The following is a 23,212-nucleotide window of genomic DNA, read 5'->3' as shown; positions in this document are numbered from 1 at the left end:
GTCAAGTTGGGGAATCTAATTTTTGATGCCCGACCCGATTCCCTAATTATAAAGGAGAGATGTTAATGCCGCTCCAACGTTTAGCAGCGATGCTGCTCGCAGTAGGCATGATGTTTGGTTTTGCCATGTCCGCATCGGCCGAGGCTCCGAATAATGAGCCGTTCAAGCCCGTTCAAGTATTTGATGTCAAAGCAGGAAAAGTTGTAAAAAGCGTTCCCAATGACAAGCAATTCCAAAGCTTTGCCCATAGCTGGATCGGTTCGGTAACGGGTCTCGCCCCTCAGCTCAAAAATGATGACAGCTGCAGCTATGTCTACCGGATTCCATTAGAGAAGCCGGCAACGATTAAAGTGAACGGCATCAAGGTTGCCGCAGAAGACGTGTTTCTATTTTACTGCGATGAAAAGCCGCCGCTTTTACTCGTATTCGACGAGCAGCGCAGACCGTACTTGCTGCTGTTCAGTGCCGACATCAAACCGTTCATTCAGAAAATCGGGCTGCCATAACCCAGGCCGATCATACGGCCGGATTGCGGATGCCGCTGACACTACTCCCCATCATGCCGACTAATATACTCGACATATAAGGTTTTCACATGCTACATTAATTTTAATGTCGATCTTATGAGAGAAGCAATTATTTGTGGAGTGTGAGGGAATGGAAACGCAAATCGGTCAACATGCAATTAAACCCGCGGAGCGGATGACGGGATTGCCGACGCAATTTTTCGCCAAATTAGTGGCCAAAGCAAATGCCCAAATGGCCAAAGGCCGCGATGTCATTAACTTGGGCCAAGGCAATCCGGATCAGCCGACTCCTCCGCATATTGTAGCAAAGCTGCAGAAAGCGGCAACCAATCCGTTATATCATCGATACCCGCCGTTCAGCGGTTTTCCTTTTCTGAAAGAAGCCGTAGCGAAGCGTTATAAAGAAGATTACAACGTCGACGTAGATCCAGCGACTGAAGTTGCTATCCTATTCGGCGGCAAAACAGGACTCGTCGAAATTAGCCAATGCTTGCTCAATCCCGGTGATGTCTGCCTCGTGCCCGATCCCGGCTATCCGGATTACTGGTCTGGCGTCGCTTTGGCAGGCGCCGAAATGCGTTTCATGCCATTGACTGCTGACCGGAATTACCTTCCGGATTACAGCGCAATCGACGAAGAAACGTTGAAACGGGCTAAGCTGATGTTCATGAACTACCCGAACAATCCGACCGGAGCGGTCGCAACCTCTGCTTTTTATGAAGAAACGGTTGCTTTCGCCCGCCAGTCCGGCGTCGTTGTCGCAAGTGACTTCGCATATGGCGCGATTGGCTTTGACAGCAAACGGCCAATCAGCTTCCTGCAGACGCCGGGTGCCAAAGAGGTTGGCGTTGAATTTTATACGCTGTCCAAGTCTTACAATATGGCCGGATGGCGAGTCGGCTTTGCCATCGGCAATCCTCAAATCGTCTCCCTGATCAATTTGATTCAGGATCATTACTATTGCAGTCTGTTCGGCGGTATTCAAGAAGCGGCAGCCGAAGCGCTCACCGGTCCGCAGCAATGTGTAGCCGATCTCAATGCGACGTACGAAAGCCGCCGTGAAGCGCTGTTTGGCGCACTTGAACGCATCGGCTGGAAAGCGGAGCGCCCTGGCGGCTCCTTCTTCTGCTGGCTGCCTGTTCCAGAAGGCCACACTTCGGAATCATTCGCCGATCTTGTCCTGCAAGAAGCGGATGTCGTCGTTGCACCTGGCGTTGGCTTTGGCACAAATGGCGAAGGTTATGTCCGTTTGGGCCTGCTGACCAGTGAAGCGCGGCTCATCGAGGCCGTCGAGCGGATCGGCAAGCTAGGCCTGTTCTAAACGCCTTGTTTTCAGGAGCAATTTGCTGCAAAATATCGCGTAAATGCTTCATTTGCCTTGCTTTACAGCAATGCCGGATCATGATATGCTATTCCTTAATTAAACATGTAACGTGATGACGGGAATAGTAAGCTTGAACAGGTCGTGTACAGAGAGTAAATTCCTTAGGCTGCAAGAATTTACCTCGATCGCTCGCCGAACCAGCCCCTGAACGGTCGGCGATGAGCCGGACAGCGCCTCCTGTTACGAGGCATTAAGCAGGACTGCACATCTATGCCTATCGCAAGCCGATAGATGCATAACCGGCAGTCAACAAAGGTGGTACCGCGGAAGCACAGGCTTTCGTCCTTTATGGACGAGAGCCTTTTTATTTTGTCATGAAATGGGATGAGACACATGATGCCGGAACGAATTGTTGTAAAAATCGGAAGCAGCTCGCTTACCTCAGACGAAGGCGGCTTGAACCGCGAACGTATTGCTTACTTCGCTTCAGAGCTTGCTGCCCTGCATGCGCAAGGCACAAGCGTCATACTAGTAACATCCGGCGCCGTAGCCGCAGGCTTCCGCCAAATCGGATACCCTGCCAAACCGAAGGTTATTCATGAGAAACAAGCCGCGGCAGCTGTAGGCCAAGCGCTCCTGATGCAAGCTTATCAGGAGGCAATGAGCAAGTATGGCATCATTGCCGCTCAAATTTTGCTGACTCGTGCTGACTTCTCCAATCGCAAGCGGATATCCAACGCGCTAATGACGATTGAGGAGCTGCTCAGGCTGCGGACGATACCGATCATTAACGAGAACGACACCGTATCAACCGATGAACTTAAGTTCGGCGATAACGACTACTTGTCCTCTCTCGTCGCTGCGATGACCAAAGCCGGCCAACTCGTCATGATAACCGATATGGACGGTCTGTACACGGAGGATCCGCGTAAAAATCCGGAAGCTGTCAAAATCGAGCGGGTCGATCAAATCTCTGAAGAAATTATGAAGCTGGCCGGAGATTCCGGCTCTTCCGTCGGAACCGGCGGCATGCGCTCCAAAATCGAAGCGGCGAGAATCGCGATGCGTGGCGGCGTACACGCCTTTATCGGCAAAGTGCAGCACCCCGGCGATTTGGCGCTTGCGGTCGCAGGAAACGGCAGAGGCACCTACTTCGATACGCTGCTTGACAGCTTGCCGATGAAGAAGCAATGGCTTGGCTTCCACTCCATGCCCAAGGGGAAGATCATCGTCGACTACGGCGCGGAGCATGCGCTGCTAAGCGGCGGCAAAAGTCTCCTCCCTGCCGGCATCCGTAACATAGAAGGAGAGTTCCACCCCGGAGATGTTGTAGAGGTCGTTAGCGAAAACGGCGAAACGATCGGCCGCGGCGTTGTCAGTTATGCCGCATGGCAAGTGCAAGCGGCAGCGGGACTCAGCACCGAAGAAGTGCGGCGCCGGCTTGACGTTGCCCGCATCGAGGTCATCCACCGGGATGAATGGATTTCTTTGCGATAAGCATCAATTAATATCAAAGAATACTTATGAATTCAACATAAAGAGCGGAGGTTTTCGATATGATAAGCGAAGTTAGACAAAAAGCGACGTTGGCCCAAAATGCGACGGGACTCATGAACAAAGCGACAACGGAACAAAAAAATGCCGCGCTGAATGCAATGGCCGATGCTTTGGTAGCCAATCAGGCTTCCATTATTGAAGCAAATGGTTTGGACCTTCAAAGAGGCAAAGAACAAGGCACAAGCTCTTCCCTGCTCGACCGCCTTGCCTTGAATGAACAGCGGGTAGCCGCTATTGCAGACGGATTGCGGGAAGTGGTGGAGCTTCCAGACCCAGTCGGGGAGCTGCTGGAGCAATTTGACCGTCCAAACGGACTTCGCGTCGAGAAAAAACGAGTGCCGCTTGGCGTTATCGGCATGATCTATGAAGCTCGTCCTAACGTTACGGTAGACGCGGTTGGCCTATGTCTCAAGACCGGCAACACCGTTGTGCTGCGCGGCGGCTCGGCAGCACTGGAGTCCAATCGCGAAATTGTGAAGGTGCTGCGAGAAGCATTGACTAACACAGCCCTCCCTTCTGACGCGATTCAGTTAATTGAGGATTCCGACCGCGCTTCGGTCAATGAGATGCTGAAGCTCAACGGCTTGCTTGACGTCGTTATTCCACGCGGAGGCGCTTCGCTGATCCGCAACGTTGTCGACAATGCGACTGTCCCTGTCATCGAGACGGGTGCGGGCATCTGCCATACCTATGCCGATAGCAGCGCTGATTACGAGATGACGGCCAATATCGCTTTCAATGCAAAGGTACAACGCCCTTCTGTCTGCAACTCCATGGAGACGCTTATTCTTCATGAAGCATTTGCCGAGCGTTACCTCGTCCAGCTTGCTGATAAATTTACGGCAGCAGGAGTAGAGCTTCGGGGCGACGCTAGATCGCTGAAGCTGCTGCCGCAAGCCGTACTCGCTACCGAGCAGGATTATGCGACCGAATACAGCGACTATATCTTGAATATCCGGATCGTCTCGAATCTGGACGAAGCGCTTGATCATATCCGCAAGTACGGTACGAAGCACTCTGAATGTATTGTTACTGAAGATGTGAAAAACGCCGAACGCTTCCTTGAGGAAGTCGATGCGGCAGCCGTATACCACAACGCCTCCACCCGCTTCACGGATGGCTTTGAATTCGGCTTCGGCGCAGAGATCGGCATCAGCACACAGAAGCTTCATGCACGGGGTCCAATGGGACTGCCTGCTCTTACTTCAACCAAATACCGCATTTACGGACACGGACAAATTCGCGGTTAACTTTATACGAACATACAGACATGAATAAAACAGATGGAGGTTGCCACTATGGTTGAATCAGCAACAAACGGCGCAGCGGCTGCAATACAGTCGCTGCAGCTTAGCTTTTACGGAGCCGGCTCGATGGCTGAAGCCATCATGCGCGGCATTTTGAATCAAAACTTGACTGCCCCTTCCCAAATCTCGATGCTGAACCGTTCCAATACAGAACGTCTGCGCGAGCTTTCGCAGCGCTACGGTATCGCTACAACGCTGGAAGGCTCCACGAATGAAAACTATTTGCAGCAAGCGGACATCATCTTTCTGGCGATGAAGCCTAAAGACGCTGTAGCTGCCATCGAAGCCATCCGCCCTCATGTCAATGAGAAGCAGCTTATCGTATCCGTCATTGCCGGCATCTCCATCGCATCGATTGAAAAGCTGCTCGGCAGACAAATTCCGATCGTTCGCACGATGCCGAATACGTCCAGCACCATTGGGCTCGGTGCGACTGGAATCAGCTTCTCCAGCACCGTGTCGGAAGAACAGCGTCAGCTGGCGGAAACCATCTTCCAATCAGTGGGCATTACTGCTGTCGTAGAAGAACCGCTTCAAGATTCCATTACTGGCGTGTCCGGCAGCGGTCCGGCTTATGTCTATTACTTTATGGAAGCTATGCTCGCTGCCGCAGAGAAGCTTGGACTCGCACCGGAAGCAGCTAAAGATTTAGTCGTACAAACGGTGCTTGGCGCAGCCGAAATGGTCCGGACAACGGGAGAGGAACCCGCGGAGCTGAGACGTAAAGTCACATCGCCCAACGGTACCACCCAAGCAGCCATTGAAACGATGGCGGCCGGCCAATTAGCCGAGACAATCATTAAAGGCATGCTCCGCTCCTCAGAACGCGCTGCAGAATTGGGTGCTGAAATCGAAAGGAGCATCATGAAATGAGTCAAGTCTGTATTGCTACCTACCGCAGCTACGATGACAAAGCGGATTTTCATAAAAAAGCGCAATCCATTGCCGTTGGCTTAACAGTCGGCAGCTGGACAGATTTGCCGGAAGCCCGCAAAGCGGATATGGAAAAACACTTGGGTAAAGTGTTGTCAGTTGATGTTCATGAACTGGCTGGCGGTGATCGTTATGCGGATATTCGGATCGCTTACCCCGACATTAACTTTAGCCGGGATATCCCCGCGCTGCTCGTCACGATATTCGGCAAGCTGTCTATGGACGGTAAGATCAAGCTCATCGACCTGGACGTCTCGGAGCAATTCCAATCGGCATTCCCGGGCCCGACATTTGGCTTGCAGGGGGTCCGCGATGCATTAGGCATTCATGACCGCCCGCTCCTGATGAGCATTTTCAAATCGGTAGTCGGCCATGATCTGGCTAACTTGGAGGATCAATTTTTCAAACAGGCGCTCGGTGGCGTGGATTTGATTAAAGACGATGAAATTTTGTTCGAAAACCCGCTGACTCCCCTGGAGAAACGCGTTGAAGTCTGTATGGCGGCTGCAAGACGTGCGCAGCAGGAAACGGGACAGAAGCTGCTTTATGCCGTCAACCTGACAGGGCCAACCTCACAGCTCGCTGACAATGCCCGCAAAGCGATCAACGCCGGTGCCAACGCCTTGTTGTTCAACGTGCTGGCCTACGGCTACGATGTGCTGCATGAGCTGAGCAAAGACAGCTCCATCAACGTTCCGATCGCTGCACATCCGGCTATGGCGGGCGCTTTCTACCCGTCGCCGCATTACGGCATTGGCGCATCGGTGCTGCTTGGTAAGCTGATGCGGCTGGCTGGCGCCGATCTCGTTCTGTTCCCTTCTCCTTACGGCTCGGTCGTGATGCCGAAGGAAGAGAACCTGGCAGTCAAAGACGCTTTGCTGGCGCCATCGGACAAGCTGCGTACCAGCTTCCCTGTTCCGTCGGCTGGCATTCATCCGGGACTCGTCCCGCTTATTCTACGTGACTTCGGCACCGACGTCGTTGTGAACGCCGGCGGCGGCATTCATGGCCATCCGATGGGCACAGCAGCGGGCGGACAAGCGTTCCGCATCGCTATCGACGCTTCACTTAACGGCACACCGCTGCGCGAGGCGGCAGCAAAGCCTGGCAATGAGCCGCTGCAGGCGGCAATTGACGCATGGGGAGTAAAAGAATAATGACATCATCATCCAATACAACTAAGAAACGCATCATCTTTTGCGACTTTGACGGTACGATTACGGTGAACGACAATATCGTAGCCATCATCCGCCACTTTAACCCGCCGGGTTGGGAAGCGATTGCGAACAAGGTCATCGGGCAAGAGATTTCTATCCGTGACGGCGTAGGGCAAATGTTCCGGCTCCTGCCCTCTTTGATGCAGAAGGAAGTTGTCGAATTTGGCATTACGAATGCCAAAATCCGCGAAGGCTTCGCTGATCTGCTTGCTTACTGCAAGGAAGCCGATATTGAATTTTACGTAACGAGCGGCGGTATCGAATTTTTCGTTTATCCGATTTTGGAGCCGTTCGGCATTCCGCAAGATCATATTTATTGCAATGGCAGCGACTTTAGCGGCGAGCAGATCGAAATTACATGGCCGCATCCTTGCGACGGTCACTGCACCAATGATTGCGGCATGTGCAAGACGACGATTATGCGCCGCTTCCCGGCTAACGAATACGAGCGGATTCTCATCGGAGACAGCGTGACCGATTTTGAAGGAGCTAAGCTGGCAGATACGGTGTTCTCCCGCTCCATTCTAACCGAGAAATGCCGCGAGCTTGGCTTGCCGCATTTCGAATTTCAAGATTTCCACGATATTATCAAGCAATTAAAGCTAGCCTAACGATCCGCCTCTCTTCCACAGAGAGGCATACACATAGCGTTCGATTTCAGGAAGGACGGTAACTCTAGCATGGCTTATCAAAACGTAACTTTGGAACAGAAACAACAAGCATTCGCGGAACTGCGGGAAGTGAAGGAATTATTCGCTTCACGCGGCTGGTTTCCCGGTACAAGCGGCAATCTGTCCGTTCGCGTTGGCGACTATGCCGCCAATGATTTTCAATTCGCCGTTACGGCCAGCGGCAAGGACAAGACGGTCCATACTCCGGAAGACTATTTGATCGTTGATCAAGACGGCAAGCCCGTTGAAGCGACAACGCTGCGCCCTTCCGCCGAAACACTGATCCATACAGAAATTTACCGTTTGACGGGTGCGGGAGCTATTTTCCACATTCATTCCATCTATAATAGCATCGTCTCCGAGTGGTTCTGGGATCGCAAAGCCGTTCCGGTTAAAGCGGTGGAGCTCATTAAAGGGTTAAACATCTGGGAAGAGGACGTGCAAATCGATATTCCGATTGTTTCCAACTTCGCAGAAATTCCGCGAATCGTTCCGGAAGTAACCGAACGGCTCGATCCGAAAATTCCCGGCATTCTTCTCCGCAATCATGGCATTTATGCTTGGGGCGCCAATGCATTCGAAGCGAAACGCCACTTGGAATCGTTTGAGTTCCTCTTTGAATATGTATACCGCTGGGAGCTTCTGAACGGTAAAAAATAAAAACGGCACGGCCCCTACCGCTCTTTGCGTTAGGGGCCGATTTCGTTCTTTGTGAGGCAGCACTCCCTCCAATCAAATCATTCAAACATTGACCTTGACGCTGCGTTAATGTATATAGTGAAGGATGAAAAGGCGGTGAGCTGGAATGAAAGTACATGAAGCGGCAAAACAGCTTGGCGTCACGCCCCGCGCATTGCGCTTTTACGAAGAGAAAGGGCTGCTGAAGCCTAGAAAAGAAGAAGAAAACGGCTATCGCGATTATAGCGAGGATAACATCACTCAGTTGCGCTGGATCATTGCGCTTAGAGAGCTTGGCCTTCCCTTAACGGCCGTCGGCAAAGTACTAGCCGCCTTGGCTGTGGACGTGGAGCGTACTGCCCCAGCGGGCAAAGACAGCTTTATCAGGCAAGCGGATGAAGTGCGAGCCGAGTTGTATGCCGAATGGACCGAGCAAGGACGGCGGTTGCAGGCGTTGGACAGGGCGATAGCAGTCTGGCGAACCCAGCAAGCCTCCCCTGGGCTCCAAACCGCTGAGGCGAATGCGATGCAGCTCAAACAATCCCGAATCGAGCGGATGACTTGGAGCGATCGATGGCATTATGACGAGCTGGCTCTCATTCACGGCCAAGACGCTCCTATTGCAGCACTGGCCAGCGAGCTTACCCAAGAGCAATACGAAAGCGCATTGCTCCAGACTGTCGAATGGCTCGATCCCAGACCGCAGGAGCCAGGTTTGGAGCTAGGGGCGGGTACTGGAAACCTGACAGCGCTTCTAGCCGCTCAGGGTGCCACTGTAACCGCTGTGGAGCAGTCACAGGAGATGCTCGCTGTACTTCGAGCGAGACTGCCTGCAGTAGAGCCCCGGTTAGGCAATTTGCTCGCGCTTCCCGTCTCTGGTCCCTCTTATCGTTTCATCGCCTCCAGCTTCGCTTTCCGTCACTTGGAGCCCAATCAGCAGCTGCTTGCACTTATGGAAGCGGATCGCGTCCTGCTGCCCGCAGGGAGGCTAGCCATCACCGACCGCCAAGACACGGTCTCCCCTCTCTGCCGCTGGCTGGAAGACCATAACTACTCCATCGTTACGGAAGCACTGGATGGCAGCCTCATGCTGCTATACGCAGTAAAGCCCTAGCCGTTAGGCTAGGGCTTTACTATGTTTCTATGTTTCGGTTTATTCGGACTAACCGCGGCCGCCTCTGAATTTCTGGGTGAAAGCTCTCGCCTCATCCACATTCGTTACGCGATTGCGGCCCCATTCGAATAAAATCCGGTCAATATAACGCAAGTTGAGCTTCCCTGCAAACACCGCTTCCTTCAATGCAAAACGAATCAGCTCATCCGAATACCGGTCCTGATCGAGCCAAGTGCTGATCGTCTCGCATTCCATCGGCGACAGCAGCCGTCCGAACTCCTGTTCATAGACGGAAAACAGATTTTTAGGATCCACAGACCGCTTCGGCGTCTTGCGCTCCGCCCGTCTCGTGTCCCTCTTCTCGCCTGCAGCCCATTCGGCTGCCTTCAGCAGCCAGCCGCTCCAGTTGTATTGCTCGGATTGAATACCGGTATCTGAATCGATCTGATCGTCGATGGCCAGAAACCCTTCCTTCATCAATTTACCCAAATGCTGTTCCGCTTTCTGACCCGTTATGCCGAGCCGGTCTGCGAGCTGGGCAGGTGTCGGAAATTCGATCCCTTCATTGTCCCTGAACAGCATCAGTTGAAGAAGCAGCATCGCTTCCGTATCGGACAGTCCCAACTGGCGATAGGAACGCAGCAAAAGCGCCGATACATGAATACCGCCTTCATTCAATACGGCAGCCATTCCTCTCGAGTACGCTTTCCACATATCGTCATTGCTCATGTCCTCAGATCCTCTCTATAACTATACTGTTGCTTGCACGATCCGGTACGTGTCCCGCGCGATGAGCAGCTCTTCATTCGTCGGAACGACCAGCACCTTAATACGCGAGCTGTCGGTCGAAATATAACGGGCATGCTTGCTCCGTTCGGCATTGCGGGTTTCATCCAGCTCCAGTCCAAGGAACGTTAGACCCTCACAAACCGCCTTACGCAATACAGCGGAGTTTTCGCCAACACCCGCAGTGAAAATAAGCGTATCGATACCATTCATAGCAGCAGCGTAAGCACCGATGTATTTGCGCATGCGATACGTGTACATATCGAAAGCAAGCTTAGCGTTGCGATCGCCGTCCGCTATCGCTTCCTGCACCTCTCGCATGTCGCTGCTGATGCCGGAAATCGCCAGCATGCCGCTATGCTTGTTCAACATAGAGTTAACTTCGTTCAGCGTCAGCTCTTCCTTGTTCATAACATAAGGTACGATTGCAGGGTCAAGGTCACCGCTCCGGGTGCCCATCATTAAGCCTTCGAGCGGTGTCATGCCCATGCTCGTATCAAATGATTTGCCGTCTTTAATCGCCGTGCAGCTTGCACCGTTGCCGATGTGGCAAGATACGATCTTGAGCGATTCAAGAGGAGCGCCCAGAAACTCGGCAGCCTGCTCGCTTACATATTGATGTGATGTGCCGTGGAAGCCGTAGCGTCGCACTTTATGACGGCGATACAGCACCTTCGGAATCGGATACAAATAAGAAGTTTCCGGCATCGTCTGATGGAAGGCCGTATCGAATACGACGACCTGCGGGATGTTCGGCATATTCGTCTCCACTGCCAAAATCCCCATCATATGAGCGGGATTGTGAAGCGGCGCCAAATCGAACAGATTGCGGATTTCCAGCTTCACTTCATTCGTAACGAGTACGGAGGATTTGAACACTTCGCCTCCGTGTACAACACGATGGCCTACAGCCTGAATCTCGTCCATCGATTTGAGTGCGCCGTATTCCGGATGCATAAGCGCAGCCAGCACCTTTTTAACCGCTGAGACATGGTCCAATATTTCATCGACCGTGCGTACTTCTGGCTTATCAACAGGCTCATGAGTCACGATCGAAGAGTCCATGCCGATCCGCTCAACGCGGCCGCTTGCCAGCACCGATTCATCTTCCATATTGTAAAGCTGATATTTTAACGAGGAGCTCCCGGCATTAATTACAAGTACTTTCATCATAGCAGTCGGTCTCCATCCTTATCGTATTTAAAAAAGCCTACGCCTGATTTAGCGCCTAAGTGGCCTGCGCGGACCATCTTTTTCAACACGATGGACGGACGATATTTCAGCTCGCCGTATTCGCGGAACATGCGCTCAAGCGCTGCCAGCACCGAATCAAGGCCGAAACGGTCAGCCATTTCGAAAGGTCCGTGCTGGAATGAATAACCGATGCGCATTGCACTGTCGATATCCTCTGCTGAGGCAACCCCTTCTTCAAGAACGTGAAGCGCTTCGTTGATGAAAAGGCAGATTAGTCTGGAGGTGACGAAACCTGGTGACTCAAATACCATAACACCTTTTTTGTTAATAACGTTCTCTACAAAAAACTTCGTACGGGCAAACGTATCCTCGGAAGTTTTCAATCCACGTACAATCTCAACCATATTGATCTTGAATACCGGATATATGAAATGCAAGCCAATGACCCGTTCCGGACGGCTGGCTACGCTTGCGAGCTCCGTCAAACTGAGCGTTGACGTATTGCTGGCCAGAATGACGTCAGGACCACAAATGCGGTCAAGCTGCTCAAATACCGCTTTTTTGCTGTCCAAGTCTTCTGTAATTGTCTCAATAACCAGCTCGCAATCCTTTAAGCCGTCGTAGCTTTCGCCAAACTGAATACGATTGAAGATGGACTTTTTCTCCGCTTGTGTGAGCGCCCATTTCTCGATCTGCTTGTCCAAGCTAAGTTCGATCATTTCCTTGCCGTATATTAATCGTTCGGATGATATTTCGATCAGGTAAACATCCAACCCGTTTGACGCGAGCATCTCGGCAATGCCTTGGCCCATTGTGCCGGCACCGATTACTCCAACTTTTTTAATTGACATAGTTCTCTCCTTGTTTGGCTTTATCCTCTCGCAGCTGCTTTCGTCCGCAGCTGTGGGGTAGCCTTTATCTTCATCTTCTTTCTTGGCATATGTATGCCACCTTTCATTATAACGAATTTTAGTAAAAAAAGAAGGCAGACGGGGCGTCTGCCTTCAAATTGTTGAAAATAGTTACGCGCTTTGCGACAGTTTGGTGAGCAAGCTGCGGAAATCGTCACCGCTTATCGTTTCTTCACGTATGACCACATCCAGCGCATCAACGAAAACCTGCCGTTTTGCCGTTAGCATGTCCTTCGTCCGGGCCATCAACTCATCTAAGATCGAACGGTTCACTTTCGCCCAGCTTTCCGGCGTCATCATTTGCGCATCAATGATACCTAGCTCAGTCAAACCCGATTCCACAAGCGTCCGCACGATTCCCATAGCCTGCTCGAAATCATTGCGTGAGCCCGTACTACGACCGCCGTAAAAAATTTCTTCTGCGGCTGCCCCGCCAAGAGCGATCATAATCTGGCTGTCCAAAAACTCTCGCGTATACAAATATTTATCCTGCTGCGGATTATGCCGCACATAACCAAGCGCCTGTCCACGCGGCGACAATGCCACTTGGGATACACTGCCCGGCCGTACAAGCTCCGCCGCAATGGCATGTCCCAGTTCATGCAGGGCGACACGCTCACGCTCTTCTTTTGTCGCTTCGCGGTCGGTCTTCTCGCCCATCATTACCTTATCAATCGCCATCGCCAAATGCTGCTCGCTAATAAGCGCGCTGTCTTCGCGCATCGCATAGATCGCGCCTTCATTCATGACGCTCTCCAGCTGCGCACCGGAAAAACCGAATGATTCGGAAGCGATCCGCTCCAAATCAACAGCCGGATCCAGCGGCTTGTTCGCTGCATGCAGCTTCAGAATGTGAAGCCGGCCCTTCTTATCCGGCAGCTCTACGCCGATATGGCGGTCGAAGCGGCCCGGACGAAGCAAAGCGCTGTCGAGCATTTCCTTGCGGTTCGTTGCAGCGATAATTAAAATTCGCGGCGCTTCATCCGAACGAATGCCGTCCATTTCCGTTAACAGCTGATTCAGCGTCTGGTCATATTCACGGTGCTGCCCGCCATCGCGTTTCCCGCCAATAACATCAATCTCATCGATAAAAATAACGGCATTGCTTTTGCCGGCTTTTTTCGCCTTTTGACGCGCTTCCTTGAACATATCGCGGATACGGCCAGCGCCGACACCTACGTACATCTCGACAAATTCACTGCCGGAAGCAGCCAGGTAGATGGAATCCGTATAAGTAGCCGCCGCTTTCGCCAGCAGCGTCTTACCTGTTCCGGGAGGACCGGTCAGCAATATGCCCTTCATCGGACGAATGCCAAGCTTCTTGATTTCTTCATGCTTGACCAGAAAGTCAAGCGCCTCGATCAGCTCCGATTTGGCGCGCTCCTGCCCGCCGATCTGTTCAAAGCTCATCGTGGACTTGGAGAGATCCATTCTTTGCTTGCCGCCCTGTGCGGCAGCCATACGGCCTCGCCCTCGATAAGCAAACGCAACGCCCGCGGCCAAAGCGGCGAGCAGCAAGAATGGCATTACATTAACACCTGCAACAATCAAGAACACCAACAGCACAGGTACAAAGCCAATAACCAGCTCCAGCCAATACTTACGCATGAGCGGACACCTCCAGCATCACTGGCGTGCGAGGCAATACGATATACTTGCGATTTGTACCGTCTATAATCGTAATATAGACGTTATTGTCGTCCATTTCTGTATTCGAAGTGATGCCTGCATGCTCCTGGGAAATCCGGTCCATCGCTTTCGGGATATCCGAATAGGCCTTCGTCTCCATCGCCTGTGCGACGTCAAATAGAACGGTCGACCATAGTTTGTCCAGCTTATCACTTGATTTCGCATTATCTATATTCAACTTCAGCTCTTTGCTGCCGATTACGTCTTTTCCATTTTCCTGAATGGCATCATAAACCTGCTTCAGACTGGCATCTGGTTTAAGCGTCAACGAGATCGATATGCGGTCCCGGTCAATAACAGGAGCTTGCGCCGATGCAATGCCTGGTACACCTTTAACTGCTTTGTCCAAAGGCGCCTCTAGCGCAACTTTATTATAGAGCAGCCATCCGCCAAACAAGACAAGTGCAGTAGCCGCGGCAGTAAGCAGCACGGGAATGATTTTAATTTTTTGCAACAATGAAAAATCCCCCTTCCAACGCTATATGTTATACGACACGTATATCATTTCTGCTATACGAAAGTATATCATGGATTAGCGTTGATTAGGGGGTGTAAAAACAGGAAACAGACCCTGCTAGGCGGAAATCCGCGCTGGCAATCGGTATTCCGTTATGAATGATCCGTCACGGAATGAGTAAAATTCATAGTAGTATTTCGTTGTATGCTCCTCACGGGAAAAGTAAATCTCCCAGACGGGCTCGCCATTCAGCATACCCGGCTGCAACCGCTTGATCTCGGCATCCGGCTTGGCCTGCAGAAAGCTTTCACGAATAGCGTCTTTGCTTGCCGCTTCTGAGGCTTTAATAATTAGCGGCGGTATTGTATTTGCATTAGTCGTATCGCTTGTTGCTTCGTTGCCAGTCTCTGCATTCGCATCTGGCTTTTCTTTGGCCGCTATCCACACATACACATCGGTATCCGATTCGTCAGTCCCTTCGACGATCCAATACGCACGATCCCATACATGCTTCGTTGCTTTCGTTACACTCTTCAACTGCGCGGCTTCGACCGCCTCATTGCGGATAGAAGCTTCTTGCGACCAGTACGGAAGCTGTACGGAACGATAATAAATAAATACAGCTGCAAGCAAGGCAATGACGAGGAGAATGGAGAGGGTCAGCCAACGCTTGGCCGACATAATCGGCTTGCGCTTTTTCGTTACAGCTCTCATCTATCCATTCAGCAGCCGCTCAAAGCTGGCTGCCGCCTCGTAGCGAATTTTTTCCTCGTCCAATTGTGTGCATTGACCATCTTTAACAACTTGGCGTCCATCGACCCATACATGCTTCACATCGCGGCCAGAGCCGCTGTATACAAGGTGAGAGACAATGTCAGTCTGTGGATAGAAATGCGGCTGCTCCAAATCGATGGCGATGAAATCCGCCTTCATCCCTTCGGACAAAGCGCCAAGCTGACCTTCCTGCCAGATCGATTTCGCGCCGTATACGGTACCCATGCGCAAAGCCTCGATTGCCGGAATGACCGTCGGATCTCCGCTTACTCCTTTATGCAGCAAAGCAGCGAACTTGATCTCTTTGAACAAATCCAAATTGTTGTTGCTCGCCACGCTATCGGTTCCAAGCGATACGGTTACACCTGCGCGGAGAAGCTCCGGCACACGCGCCACGCCGCTCGCCAGCTTCAGGTTGCTCACAGGGTTATGGGATACTGCAACGTTGCGGTCGGCGAGCAAAGCGATCTCGTCATCCGTCAAATGTACAGCATGTGCTACAAGCGAAGGACGGGAAAAGAAGCCCAGCTTGTCCAGATGTTCAACCGGACGCAAGCCATACTCGCGTACGTTTTGCTCAACTTCCGCAATCGTCTCCGACATGTGCGTATGTAGCGGAAGGTCGTAATCATGCGCCGCTTGAACAAATTTCTCAATGTATGCTGGAGGACAAGTATATGGAGCATGCGGCGAGATCATCGTCGTAATCCGGCCGTCTGCTTTGCCGTTCCAGTCACGCGCGAAAGCGATCGCTTCTGCCAGCTTCGCTTGCTGAACGTCTTCCGGACACAGGCCAATAACGCCTCGCGTCAAAACGCCGCGGATGCCCGATTGCTCCACCATTTGCGCAACTTGATCCATCCGGTCATACATATCGACGAAAGCCGTTGTTCCGCTCTTCAGCATCTCAACAATGGCAAGCGCGCTTCCCGCACGGGTATCTTTGTCGACATATTTGGCTTCCATCGGCCACATCTTTTGCTCCAGCCATACCTGCAGATTCTGATCGTCGGAAAAACCGCGAAGCAGCGTCATCGCTGCATGGCCGTGCGTATTGATAAGGCCCGGCATGAAGGCCAGCTTGCTGCCGTCGATTCGCTCGGCGTTCGGGGACAGCTCGGCCGGGTTAGGAGCATCTGCACCGATATAGGAGATCCGGTCATCCGTTACGACCATATGACCGCGAAATTGCAAGGCGCTATCGTTCATCGGAATAAACAATCCGTTTTCAATCCAAATTTGACTCATCGTTCCCGTTCCTCTCTCGTTCCAAATAATAAGCAAGGCTTAACAGCTCTTGCGTGAAATCGGCATGATGAATTCGAACCTCATCCGGCACTTTTAGAATAGCGGGTGCAAAATTCAATATCCCTTCGACGCCTGCCTCTACAAACAGATTGGCTACGTTTTGCGCTTCGAAAGCCGGTACGGTAATGATACCGATTCGGATGCCAAGCTGCTTGACTGTCGCCTTGAGCTCATGCATCGGGAGCACCGATAAATTGTTAATTTGACTCCCGATTTTGCTCGGATGGGCATCGAAGACAGCGACGATCTTCATGTTGTCTTTCGAATATTTATTATAATTGCATAGAGCGTGGCCCAAGTTGCCCGCTCCGACAAGTGCGACATTAATCACTTGGTCCAGCTTTAAAATTTGATTGATTTTGTCCATCAGATAGGAAACGTCATAGCCGATACCCTTGCGGCCAAAATCGCCGAAGTAAGCTAAATCCTTACGTATTTGCGCAGGATTCAAATCGAGCTTCAGACCTAGATCCTGCGAGGAAATCGTTTGGATTTCCCGGTGCTGAAGCTCTTTCAGCACCTGCAAATAGATCGGCAGCCTTCGAACGACCGCTTCCGATATTTTCGTGTGCTTCATTTGCTTGCTCCTTCCATCTCAGCTTCGGATCCGGCCAGCCATTCCCGAATTCTTGGCACCATCAAATCGGTATGCATCGTTTCGATTTTCGGGCCAGGAAGCGAATATAGAAAATGCTTGCCGTAATAAGTGTCGATAACTCTAGTATCGTATAAAATAACGATACCTTTGTCCTTTGCTGTGCGCACCAGCCGGCCAAAGCCTTGCTTGAAACGAATGACCGCCTGCGGAATGGACAGCTTCATGAACGGATTCAGCTTCTGCTTTTGCAGCAGCTCCGACTTCGCCTCAACAAGTGGATGATTCGGCGGCTGGAACGGCAGTCTGACGATCGCTAGACATGTTAGCGCATCCCCTGGAATGTCTACGCCCTCCCAGAAGCTGCTTGTGCCGAGCAGCACCGATTCCGGCTGCTGGGTAAATCTCCTTGTCAGCTTGGTCCGGTTGCCGCTGTCAATTCCTTGGCCAATGACCTGAATGCCTTTGCCGGTCAATGCTTCCTTCAACGGCTCATAGGTTTGCTTGAGCATTCGATAAGAAGTGAACAAGACGAGCATTCTGCCTTTCGTCTCGATCGCCGTCTCCGCTAGCGATTGTACGAGCATCGAGACAAATTGAGGATCGCCGGAGGCGCCTTTCATCGTCGGGAAATTACGCGGGATCATAACTAGCGCCTGCTGCCGGTAGTTGAACGGCGATGGCAGCTGAACCGTTTTGAGCCGGTTGCTCGCTTCAAAGCCTTCCAGCCCCAGCTGCTCCTCCGCATACTGGAACGATTTTTGCACGGATAAAGTGGCCGACGTCATGACAATGCTATCTTTAACATTGAAGAAATATTGCTGAAGCTGGCGGCTCACATCGATCGGTACCGCATATAATTGAACGGATCTGTAGCGGTACTGGGCACTCGCCTCAATCCAGAAGACATCGGTCGATTGATCGATCTTCATAAATTGCTTAAGATCGTCCTTGATCCGTGTCAAATCACGCAATGCGCCGTTCAAATCGGTGACGAGGCCTTGAATGCCGGTATCATCGATTTTATCTTTGATGTCGGAGCTCATTTTCTCCGCCAAGCGAATCACGCGGCTAATCTCCGAAGAAACGTTGTCCTCAACGGTAACGGTATCCTCCCAGCCTGAAGGCAAGCTGTCACCGCGCAGGCGGCAAACAGCGGATTGACCGTTCTCCGTATTGCCTTCTACGGTTGTGCCGACAAAGCTGTACATCAGCTCAAACAGCTTCTCCCAATGCTCCTTAATTTCGGAGAATACGGGAATAATCGTATCAATCGTTTCTGCCCAGGATTCGGAACGTTCATGCCCTTCCTGCTGAAGACGATGACGCAAAGTAGGCAGCAGTCCGGTTCGGGCGTCTTTAAACAAACGTGTCGTCGTATGAGACAAAGAGAAATAATTGATCTGCATACCCAGATGCTTGCTTGCCACTTCCTCGACATGATGGGCTTCGTCAATAATCAAATGATTATAGGTCGGCAGCAAGCGATGATCGGCCTGCACGTCTGTAAACAGCATGGAGTGGTTCGTAATGCATACGTCGGCAATGTTAGCCTCATGCTTGGCGCGATGATAGTAACATCGTTTGAACCACGGACAAGCGCGATTCAGACAGGAATCTGCGTCGCTTGCAACCGTCGACCAGAAATCGGCGCCTTTGCCGCCGAAATTAAGCTCTTCCTGATCGCCCGTTTCCGTTTCCCCCAGCCAAACTACCATCTGCGATGCGGTAATGGCGTCATCCACAGGAGCAGCCATATCCTTTGCATTAATTTTACTTTCAAATTTCCGCAGACACAAATAGTTGCCCCGGCCCTTGAAGATGGAAGCCCGGAATTCGAACGGCAGCACATCTTTCAGCAAAGGAATGTCGCGATGGCGAAGCTGCTCCTGCAAGTTGATGGTATGCGTGCTGACCACGATTTTTTTCTCTTCCTTCACGCCATAATAGAGGGAAGGAATTAAATAGCCCAATGATTTGCCTGTTCCAGTGCCTGCTTCGATCAGCAAATGACGGTCGCTTTGCAGGGACTCGAATACTTCGTGGAACATCGTCGTTTGTGCTTCACGCTCTTCGTAGTTCGGGAACTTTTCAATAAAGCGCTGCTTAATGCTGTCCAGATATTGCTCGAATGACATATCGCTAAGCGCGTCTTCAATAGAATCGGTACGAGCTGGCTGTTCTTCCGTCCATTCTCCAGCCTTCATAGCGAACTGATTGAAGTATTGATACGCATTCAAATCAATAGCAGACTGCTGCTCGGCTTGCTGAAGCGTCAAGGCGATAAACCAGCTCAAATCGGAGCCGTTGTCTACAAGAAAAGATAGCCGCTGCAAAGTAAGCAGCGGCAATCGGCGCAGTTTCCGAACCGATTCGGCGAATAGCTTTGCCGTGGCCATCGCATCGCTGTCAGCACGGTGATGCTGGTCATGCGTAATGCCAAACAGTTCAGAAACCGCACCAAGCTGGTACGTCGTAATGGAAGGATATAAAATGCGAAGCAGTTCTATGGTGTCCAATCTGCGGCCTGCAAAAGTGTGATAGCCGCAGCGGTCCAATGCCTGATTAAGAAAACCTGCGTCAAAGTTAACGTTATGGGCAACCAATACCGCATCGTCCAAATAAGGAATCAATTGCATCAGAACTTCATCCAGTTCTGGCGCATCTGCTACAAGCCCGGCATCTATGCCGGTAAGCTGTGTTATAAAAGCAGGTATTTCGATGGTTGGGCGCACGAATGAATTGAAGCTGTCTACAATGTCGAGCTCGTCATTGACAATGACGAGTCCGACTTGTAGAATCTCATCGCTTATGCTATGCCCTGTCGTTTCCAGATCTAATACTGCATATTTCATTGTAATGACCGATCTCCTCACAAGCAGCAAAGCTCGGTGCTTCCAAAAAACAAAGACAATTGCTGCGGCGTTTCTTTACAACATTTCAAGTTGGTGAGCGAATCCTTAAAGCTTGGGCATGTCTCGTGAGCTTTCAAGAAAAATTGCTCTGCATGCTCCAGGTTCATGTGAACCGCTTGAATGCACCCAAGGGCATTATAGCCTAAAGCACGCCATTTGGGATAGTCCGTTAATGCAACTAACAGCTGGAAATGCCGCTGCGCTTCGCTCCATTCTTGAAGATGCATATAAGTCATCGCAAGGAATAAGCGCGCCAAATTGCATTCCGGGATTTGACTAACCGCCGTTTGAAATTGTGATGCCGCGTGGGTAAACATAAAAAGTTTATAATAGCCTTGTCCTTTGGAAAGCAGCTCCGCCGTTTCGTACGGAACCTCCATATTCAACTCCGCGTCATACAGCTGCTGGTCGCTCGCATTCCCGGCTTCGGGAGCGACGCCAGCTTCAACAGTGGCAACGGCAAGCGGCTGTGCATAGACAGCCATCGCCGGGATTGCTGCAGAAGCAGCCATAATGCCTGCTTCTGTCGTATTCTGATCCCATTCCAACAAACCGGAAAGCTTCTCCTCGAAATCGATCCATTGTTCCACGAGCGAATCGCTCATTTGCTTCAGCATTTGAATTTGCTCTTCATACTGAAGCTTTTGCGCACCTACGGCATTCGGATAATTACAGATGAGCTGATCGAGCATTTCGTTCATCGTATCGAATAGATGTTGAAACATGGTCGCATCCCGCCTTCACCAAAGAATTGAGGAGTGATATGCTCATTCTTTGTTTCGGGGGGGCTTTTCATACCCGGTGCCAGCCGTTACATAGTGCTGGAACTAAGCTGTTTTGCCAGCTTCAAGGTATTAAAGGATGGTCGCGTGAATTTCTTCAGTCAAGCTTTTAAGCGGACGGTTGTCGCTGTCCAGAATCGTAACAATCGGCTTATGGCTGCGGGCTTCCTCATTGCTCATAGAAGCATACGAAATAATGATCACCTGGTCCCCAGGCTGCACTTGGCGGGCCGCTGCGCCATTCAGACAAATAACGCCGGAGCCTCGTTCGCCGGTAATGACGTAAGTCTCAAACCGCGCGCCATTGTTGTTGTTAACGATCTGCACCTTTTCATTTTCCCATATATCGGCTGCATCCATCAAATTCTCGTCGATCGTAATGCTTCCCACATAATTCAAGTTCGCCTCGGTTACCGTGGCGCGGTGAAGCTTCGATTTCATCATCGTTCTATACATGGTAGTCACCTCCGGAGGAACCAAACAAATGATTGTCAATTAATCGGGTAGATCCAAACTTTACGGCTAACGCCAAAATATAACGCTCCGATTCCAAACGAATCGGTTCAGTTGAGTCCATGGGCTGAAGACTTGGATACCGGAGCCACTCGACATAATCGATTTCCCCCAGCGGGGCTTGTTGAATCTTGTCCGTCACGCGTTTAACGAGCTCCTCAGCGTTCATCTCCGGCTCGTTAACCCACTCCCCCGCTTGATCAAGCGATTGCGACAATACAGTCGCTTGCTGACGCTGCTCGGCCGTTAAATAGACGTTGCGAGAGCTAAGCGCCAGACCGTCCGGTTCACGAAGCGTCGGACAAGGCACAATAGTGACCGGAAAATTCAAATCATCAGTCATTTGCTGAATGACTGCAACCTGCTGTGCATCCTTCATTCCGAAATAAGCGCGATCCGGCTGGACCAGATGGAACAGCTTGCTGACAACGGTACCTACGCCATCGAAATGTCCGGGTCTTGAAGCGCCGCAGAGCCTGTCTGTAAGCTGGTTCACAAGAACGGTTGTTAACGGTTTGGTCGGATACATGACGTCGACCGACGGCAGGAACGCAATGTCGATACCATTCTGCTCCGCCAATGCCAAATCCCGCTCCTCGTTGCGCGGATAACGCTCAAAATCTTCGTTAGGCCCAAATTGCAGCGGATTGACGAAAATAGATAAAACGGTTAATCCGTTTTCCTCCGCGCTTTTTCTCATTAGACTAGCATGCCCTTCATGCAAATACCCCATCGTAGGCACAAGCCCTACGGATGCATTGCCTCCGGACAACTGCGATTTGCCCTCAATTAGAGCAGTACGCAGCTCAGCTATGGTTCGGCACACGATCACGCTTGTCTTGCCCCTCTCCTTTGACGTCGCCTTCGGATTCCTTGAATGCGGCAGCGGCGCCATAAAGTTGCGTTACTTGCTCTTGTTTGTCAGCGTTCAGGACGCCAAACGCATGCTCCTCAGCGGGAAATGCTTTTGTTTTCACTTCATCCACATAGGATTTGATTGCATTGCGAATCGATTCCCCTACGTTTGTATAGGTTTTAACCATTTTTTTCTCGTAATAAGGCGATGAGTATTGAATGAGATCATGGTAGACAAGCACTTGTCCGTCACAGCCCCGGCCTGCTCCGATACCGATTGTCGGTATGGAAAGCTCCTTGCTGATTGCTTCCGCTAGCGGCTCAGTAACCAGTTCCAGCACGATTGCGAATGCCCCGGCCTTCTCCAGCGCCTTGGCATCTTCCATTAGCTTGGCCGCTTCGCGATCCAGTTTGCCCTGAACGCGGAACCCTCCAAGCTGGTGAACGGACTGCGGCGTTAAGCCAATGTGTCCCATTACCGGAATGCCGGCTTGAACTAAAGCGGACACATCATCGGCGATCTCGCTTCCGCCTTCCAGCTTAAGCGCCTGCGCACCGCCTTCTTGCATCAGTCTGGCCGCGTTGCGCATCGTCGCTTCCCGTCCGATTCCATAAGTCATAAAGGGCATATCGGTAACGACAAACGTTTGTTTGGCCCCTCTCATGACCGCTTTCGTATGATAGATCATATCCTCCAGCGTTACAGGAATCGTCGTGTCATAGCCAAGAACGACATTGCCCAGCGAGTCGCCGACAAGAATTACATCAATTCCCGCTTCCTCCGACAAAATGGCTGACGGATAATCGTAAGCCGTCAGCATGGAAATCGGATCGCCTTTTTGCTTCATGGTCTTTAATGCGGTTATCGTTAACCGTTTCCTCATTACGCTTCATTCCCTTCAGTGCTTAGGATAAACACAAAAAAACCTTTTAGCCGCTGCTAAAAAGGTCCTCGAACGAAAAAGGAAACGATAGCTTATTATTGGCTTCCTTCTGTCTCGGTCCCTACGGCTCAGAGCAGAGTGTTGCTTGCCTTGCTTGTCAAACCTTGCTTGCCTGAATGCAGCGAGTACAGCTCCTCCATGAGAATGCCGTCTGCTACATT

General features: G+C 51.3%; 22 protein-coding genes. 9 read left to right on the top strand and 13 right to left on the bottom strand.

Translation table 11 applies throughout. The features are described from left to right. Positions 1-65: 65 nt before the first annotated feature. From IEX98_RS04840 to IEX98_RS04800, 9 genes are all read left to right on the top strand, one after another. Positions 66-506, top strand: coding sequence for a hypothetical protein (locus IEX98_RS04840; RefSeq protein WP_188887755.1), 441 nt, complete (start codon positions 66-68; stop codon positions 504-506). Positions 507-657: 151 nt separating this feature from the next. Beyond that, the gene (locus IEX98_RS04835) at positions 658-1,848 is read left to right on the top strand and encodes a pyridoxal phosphate-dependent aminotransferase (protein ID WP_188887754.1); all 1,191 of its coding nucleotides are present in this window, start codon (positions 658-660) and stop codon (positions 1,846-1,848) included. A gap of 399 nt (positions 1,849-2,247) precedes the next feature. Then, positions 2,248-3,348: a glutamate 5-kinase gene (gene proB / locus IEX98_RS04830; protein ID WP_188887975.1), complete on the top strand. Its 1,101-nt coding sequence runs from the start codon at positions 2,248-2,250 to the stop codon at positions 3,346-3,348. A gap of 59 nt (positions 3,349-3,407) precedes the next feature. Further along, positions 3,408-4,658, top strand: a complete 1,251-nt coding sequence (locus tag IEX98_RS04825; protein ID WP_188887753.1) for a glutamate-5-semialdehyde dehydrogenase — start codon at positions 3,408-3,410, stop codon at positions 4,656-4,658. Positions 4,659-4,706: 48 nt separating this feature from the next. Beyond that, complete coding sequence (gene proC / locus IEX98_RS04820) at positions 4,707-5,588, top strand: pyrroline-5-carboxylate reductase (protein ID WP_188887752.1); 882 nt, start codon at positions 4,707-4,709, stop codon at positions 5,586-5,588. After that, complete coding sequence (locus tag IEX98_RS04815; protein ID WP_188887751.1) at positions 5,585-6,805, top strand: 2,3-diketo-5-methylthiopentyl-1-phosphate enolase; 1,221 nt, start codon at positions 5,585-5,587, stop codon at positions 6,803-6,805. Before proC ends, IEX98_RS04815 begins: the two co-directional genes overlap by 4 nt. Continuing rightward, positions 6,805-7,476, top strand: a complete 672-nt coding sequence (locus IEX98_RS04810) for a 2-hydroxy-3-keto-5-methylthiopentenyl-1-phosphate phosphatase (RefSeq protein ID WP_188887750.1) — start codon at positions 6,805-6,807, stop codon at positions 7,474-7,476. Before IEX98_RS04815 ends, IEX98_RS04810 begins: the two co-directional genes overlap by 1 nt. A gap of 69 nt (positions 7,477-7,545) precedes the next feature. Then, positions 7,546-8,196: a methylthioribulose 1-phosphate dehydratase gene (gene mtnB, locus IEX98_RS04805; protein WP_188887749.1), complete on the top strand. Its 651-nt coding sequence runs from the start codon at positions 7,546-7,548 to the stop codon at positions 8,194-8,196. A 145-nt stretch (positions 8,197-8,341) separates the two neighbouring features. Next, entirely contained in the window at positions 8,342-9,328 is a 987-nt protein-coding gene (locus tag IEX98_RS04800) for a MerR family transcriptional regulator (RefSeq protein WP_188887748.1), read from the top strand. A gap of 48 nt (positions 9,329-9,376) precedes the next feature. Here the strand turns inward: IEX98_RS04800 and IEX98_RS04795 are convergent, their stop codons facing one another. From IEX98_RS04795 to panB, 13 genes are all read right to left on the bottom strand, one after another. Then, entirely contained in the window at positions 9,377-10,057 is a 681-nt protein-coding gene (locus tag IEX98_RS04795) for a DnaD domain-containing protein (RefSeq protein WP_188887747.1), read from the bottom strand. Between the two features lie 21 nt (positions 10,058-10,078). Beyond that, positions 10,079-11,284: an acetate/propionate family kinase gene (locus IEX98_RS04790; RefSeq protein ID WP_268237821.1), complete on the bottom strand. Its 1,206-nt coding sequence runs from the start codon at positions 11,282-11,284 to the stop codon at positions 10,079-10,081. Then, positions 11,284-12,159: a 3-hydroxyacyl-CoA dehydrogenase family protein gene (locus IEX98_RS04785; protein WP_188887745.1), complete on the bottom strand. Its 876-nt coding sequence runs from the start codon at positions 12,157-12,159 to the stop codon at positions 11,284-11,286. Before IEX98_RS04785 ends, IEX98_RS04790 begins: the two co-directional genes overlap by 1 nt. A gap of 171 nt (positions 12,160-12,330) precedes the next feature. Next, entirely contained in the window at positions 12,331-13,827 is a 1,497-nt protein-coding gene (locus IEX98_RS04780) for an AAA family ATPase (RefSeq protein ID WP_188887744.1), read from the bottom strand. Further along, positions 13,820-14,365, bottom strand: coding sequence for a hypothetical protein (locus IEX98_RS04775; RefSeq protein WP_188887743.1), 546 nt, complete (start codon positions 14,363-14,365; stop codon positions 13,820-13,822). The genes IEX98_RS04780 and IEX98_RS04775 overlap by 8 nt, the downstream gene beginning before the upstream one ends. 117 nt (positions 14,366-14,482) lie before the next feature. After that, a complete protein-coding gene (locus IEX98_RS04770; protein ID WP_188887742.1) occupies positions 14,483-15,079 on the bottom strand; it encodes a cell wall elongation regulator TseB-like domain-containing protein in 597 nt (198 codons plus the stop codon). Then, the gene (locus IEX98_RS04765; RefSeq protein WP_188887741.1) at positions 15,080-16,387 is read right to left on the bottom strand and encodes an amidohydrolase; all 1,308 of its coding nucleotides are present in this window, start codon (positions 16,385-16,387) and stop codon (positions 15,080-15,082) included. Beyond that, a complete protein-coding gene (locus IEX98_RS04760) occupies positions 16,368-17,024 on the bottom strand; it encodes a redox-sensing transcriptional repressor Rex (protein ID WP_188887740.1) in 657 nt (218 codons plus the stop codon). Before IEX98_RS04760 ends, IEX98_RS04765 begins: the two co-directional genes overlap by 20 nt. Next, positions 17,021-19,897 carry an ATP-dependent DNA helicase DinG gene (gene dinG / locus IEX98_RS04755; protein ID WP_188887739.1) on the bottom strand — a complete coding sequence of 959 codons (2,877 nt, stop codon included), beginning with the start codon at positions 19,895-19,897 and terminating at the stop codon, positions 17,021-17,023. Before dinG ends, IEX98_RS04760 begins: the two co-directional genes overlap by 4 nt. Positions 19,898-19,914: 17 nt before the next feature. Continuing rightward, positions 19,915-20,682, bottom strand: coding sequence for a hypothetical protein (locus IEX98_RS04750; RefSeq protein ID WP_188887738.1), 768 nt, complete (start codon positions 20,680-20,682; stop codon positions 19,915-19,917). Between the two features lie 129 nt (positions 20,683-20,811). Further along, positions 20,812-21,195 (bottom strand): aspartate 1-decarboxylase, encoded by a 384-nt coding sequence (gene panD, locus IEX98_RS04745; RefSeq protein WP_188887737.1) that lies wholly within the window; start codon positions 21,193-21,195, stop codon positions 20,812-20,814. Continuing rightward, the gene (panC, locus tag IEX98_RS04740; protein ID WP_188887736.1) at positions 21,188-22,084 is read right to left on the bottom strand and encodes a pantoate--beta-alanine ligase; all 897 of its coding nucleotides are present in this window, start codon (positions 22,082-22,084) and stop codon (positions 21,188-21,190) included. Before panC ends, panD begins: the two co-directional genes overlap by 8 nt. Next, entirely contained in the window at positions 22,059-22,991 is a 933-nt protein-coding gene (gene panB / locus IEX98_RS04735; RefSeq protein WP_188887735.1) for a 3-methyl-2-oxobutanoate hydroxymethyltransferase, read from the bottom strand. Before panB ends, panC begins: the two co-directional genes overlap by 26 nt. Positions 22,992-23,212: the final 221 nt, after the last annotated feature.

The organism is Paenibacillus radicis (ex Gao et al. 2016), from assembly GCF_014641555.1.
Classification (GTDB): Bacteria; Bacillota; Bacilli; order Paenibacillales; family Paenibacillaceae; genus Pristimantibacillus; species Pristimantibacillus radicis.
This window is presented reverse-complemented; position numbering and strand designations above follow the sequence as displayed.

Excerpts from the sequence above, each read along its gene's own strand:
- IEX98_RS04810 (WP_188887750.1), top strand. The coding sequence starts at position 6,805 with ATGACATCATCATCCAATACAACTAAGAAACGCATCATCTTTTGCGAC.
- IEX98_RS04770 (WP_188887742.1), bottom strand. The coding sequence starts at position 15,079 with ATGAGAGCTGTAACGAAAAAGCGCAAGCCGATTATGTCGGCCAAGCGT.
- IEX98_RS04760 (WP_188887740.1), bottom strand. The coding sequence starts at position 17,024 with ATGAAGCACACGAAAATATCGGAAGCGGTCGTTCGAAGGCTGCCGATC.
- proB (WP_188887975.1), top strand. The coding sequence starts at position 2,248 with ATGCCGGAACGAATTGTTGTAAAAATCGGAAGCAGCTCGCTTACCTCA.
- dinG (WP_188887739.1), bottom strand. The coding sequence starts at position 19,897 with ATGAAATATGCAGTATTAGATCTGGAAACGACAGGGCATAGCATAAGC.
- IEX98_RS04840 (WP_188887755.1), top strand. The coding sequence starts at position 66 with ATGCCGCTCCAACGTTTAGCAGCGATGCTGCTCGCAGTAGGCATGATG.
- IEX98_RS04825 (WP_188887753.1), top strand. The coding sequence starts at position 3,408 with ATGATAAGCGAAGTTAGACAAAAAGCGACGTTGGCCCAAAATGCGACG.
- IEX98_RS04795 (WP_188887747.1), bottom strand. The coding sequence starts at position 10,057 with ATGAGCAATGACGATATGTGGAAAGCGTACTCGAGAGGAATGGCTGCC.
- proC (WP_188887752.1), top strand. The coding sequence starts at position 4,707 with ATGGTTGAATCAGCAACAAACGGCGCAGCGGCTGCAATACAGTCGCTG.
- IEX98_RS04780 (WP_188887744.1), bottom strand. The coding sequence starts at position 13,827 with ATGCGTAAGTATTGGCTGGAGCTGGTTATTGGCTTTGTACCTGTGCTG.
- IEX98_RS04765 (WP_188887741.1), bottom strand. The coding sequence starts at position 16,387 with ATGAGTCAAATTTGGATTGAAAACGGATTGTTTATTCCGATGAACGAT.
- IEX98_RS04815 (WP_188887751.1), top strand. The coding sequence starts at position 5,585 with ATGAGTCAAGTCTGTATTGCTACCTACCGCAGCTACGATGACAAAGCG.
- panD (WP_188887737.1), bottom strand. The coding sequence starts at position 21,195 with ATGTATAGAACGATGATGAAATCGAAGCTTCACCGCGCCACGGTAACC.
- IEX98_RS04790 (WP_268237821.1), bottom strand. The coding sequence starts at position 11,284 with ATGAAAGTACTTGTAATTAATGCCGGGAGCTCCTCGTTAAAATATCAG.
- IEX98_RS04835 (WP_188887754.1), top strand. The coding sequence starts at position 658 with ATGGAAACGCAAATCGGTCAACATGCAATTAAACCCGCGGAGCGGATG.
- panB (WP_188887735.1), bottom strand. The coding sequence starts at position 22,991 with ATGAGGAAACGGTTAACGATAACCGCATTAAAGACCATGAAGCAAAAA.
- IEX98_RS04800 (WP_188887748.1), top strand. The coding sequence starts at position 8,342 with ATGAAAGTACATGAAGCGGCAAAACAGCTTGGCGTCACGCCCCGCGCA.
- mtnB (WP_188887749.1), top strand. The coding sequence starts at position 7,546 with ATGGCTTATCAAAACGTAACTTTGGAACAGAAACAACAAGCATTCGCG.
- IEX98_RS04750 (WP_188887738.1), bottom strand. The coding sequence starts at position 20,682 with ATGTTTCAACATCTATTCGATACGATGAACGAAATGCTCGATCAGCTC.
- IEX98_RS04785 (WP_188887745.1), bottom strand. The coding sequence starts at position 12,159 with ATGTCAATTAAAAAAGTTGGAGTAATCGGTGCCGGCACAATGGGCCAA.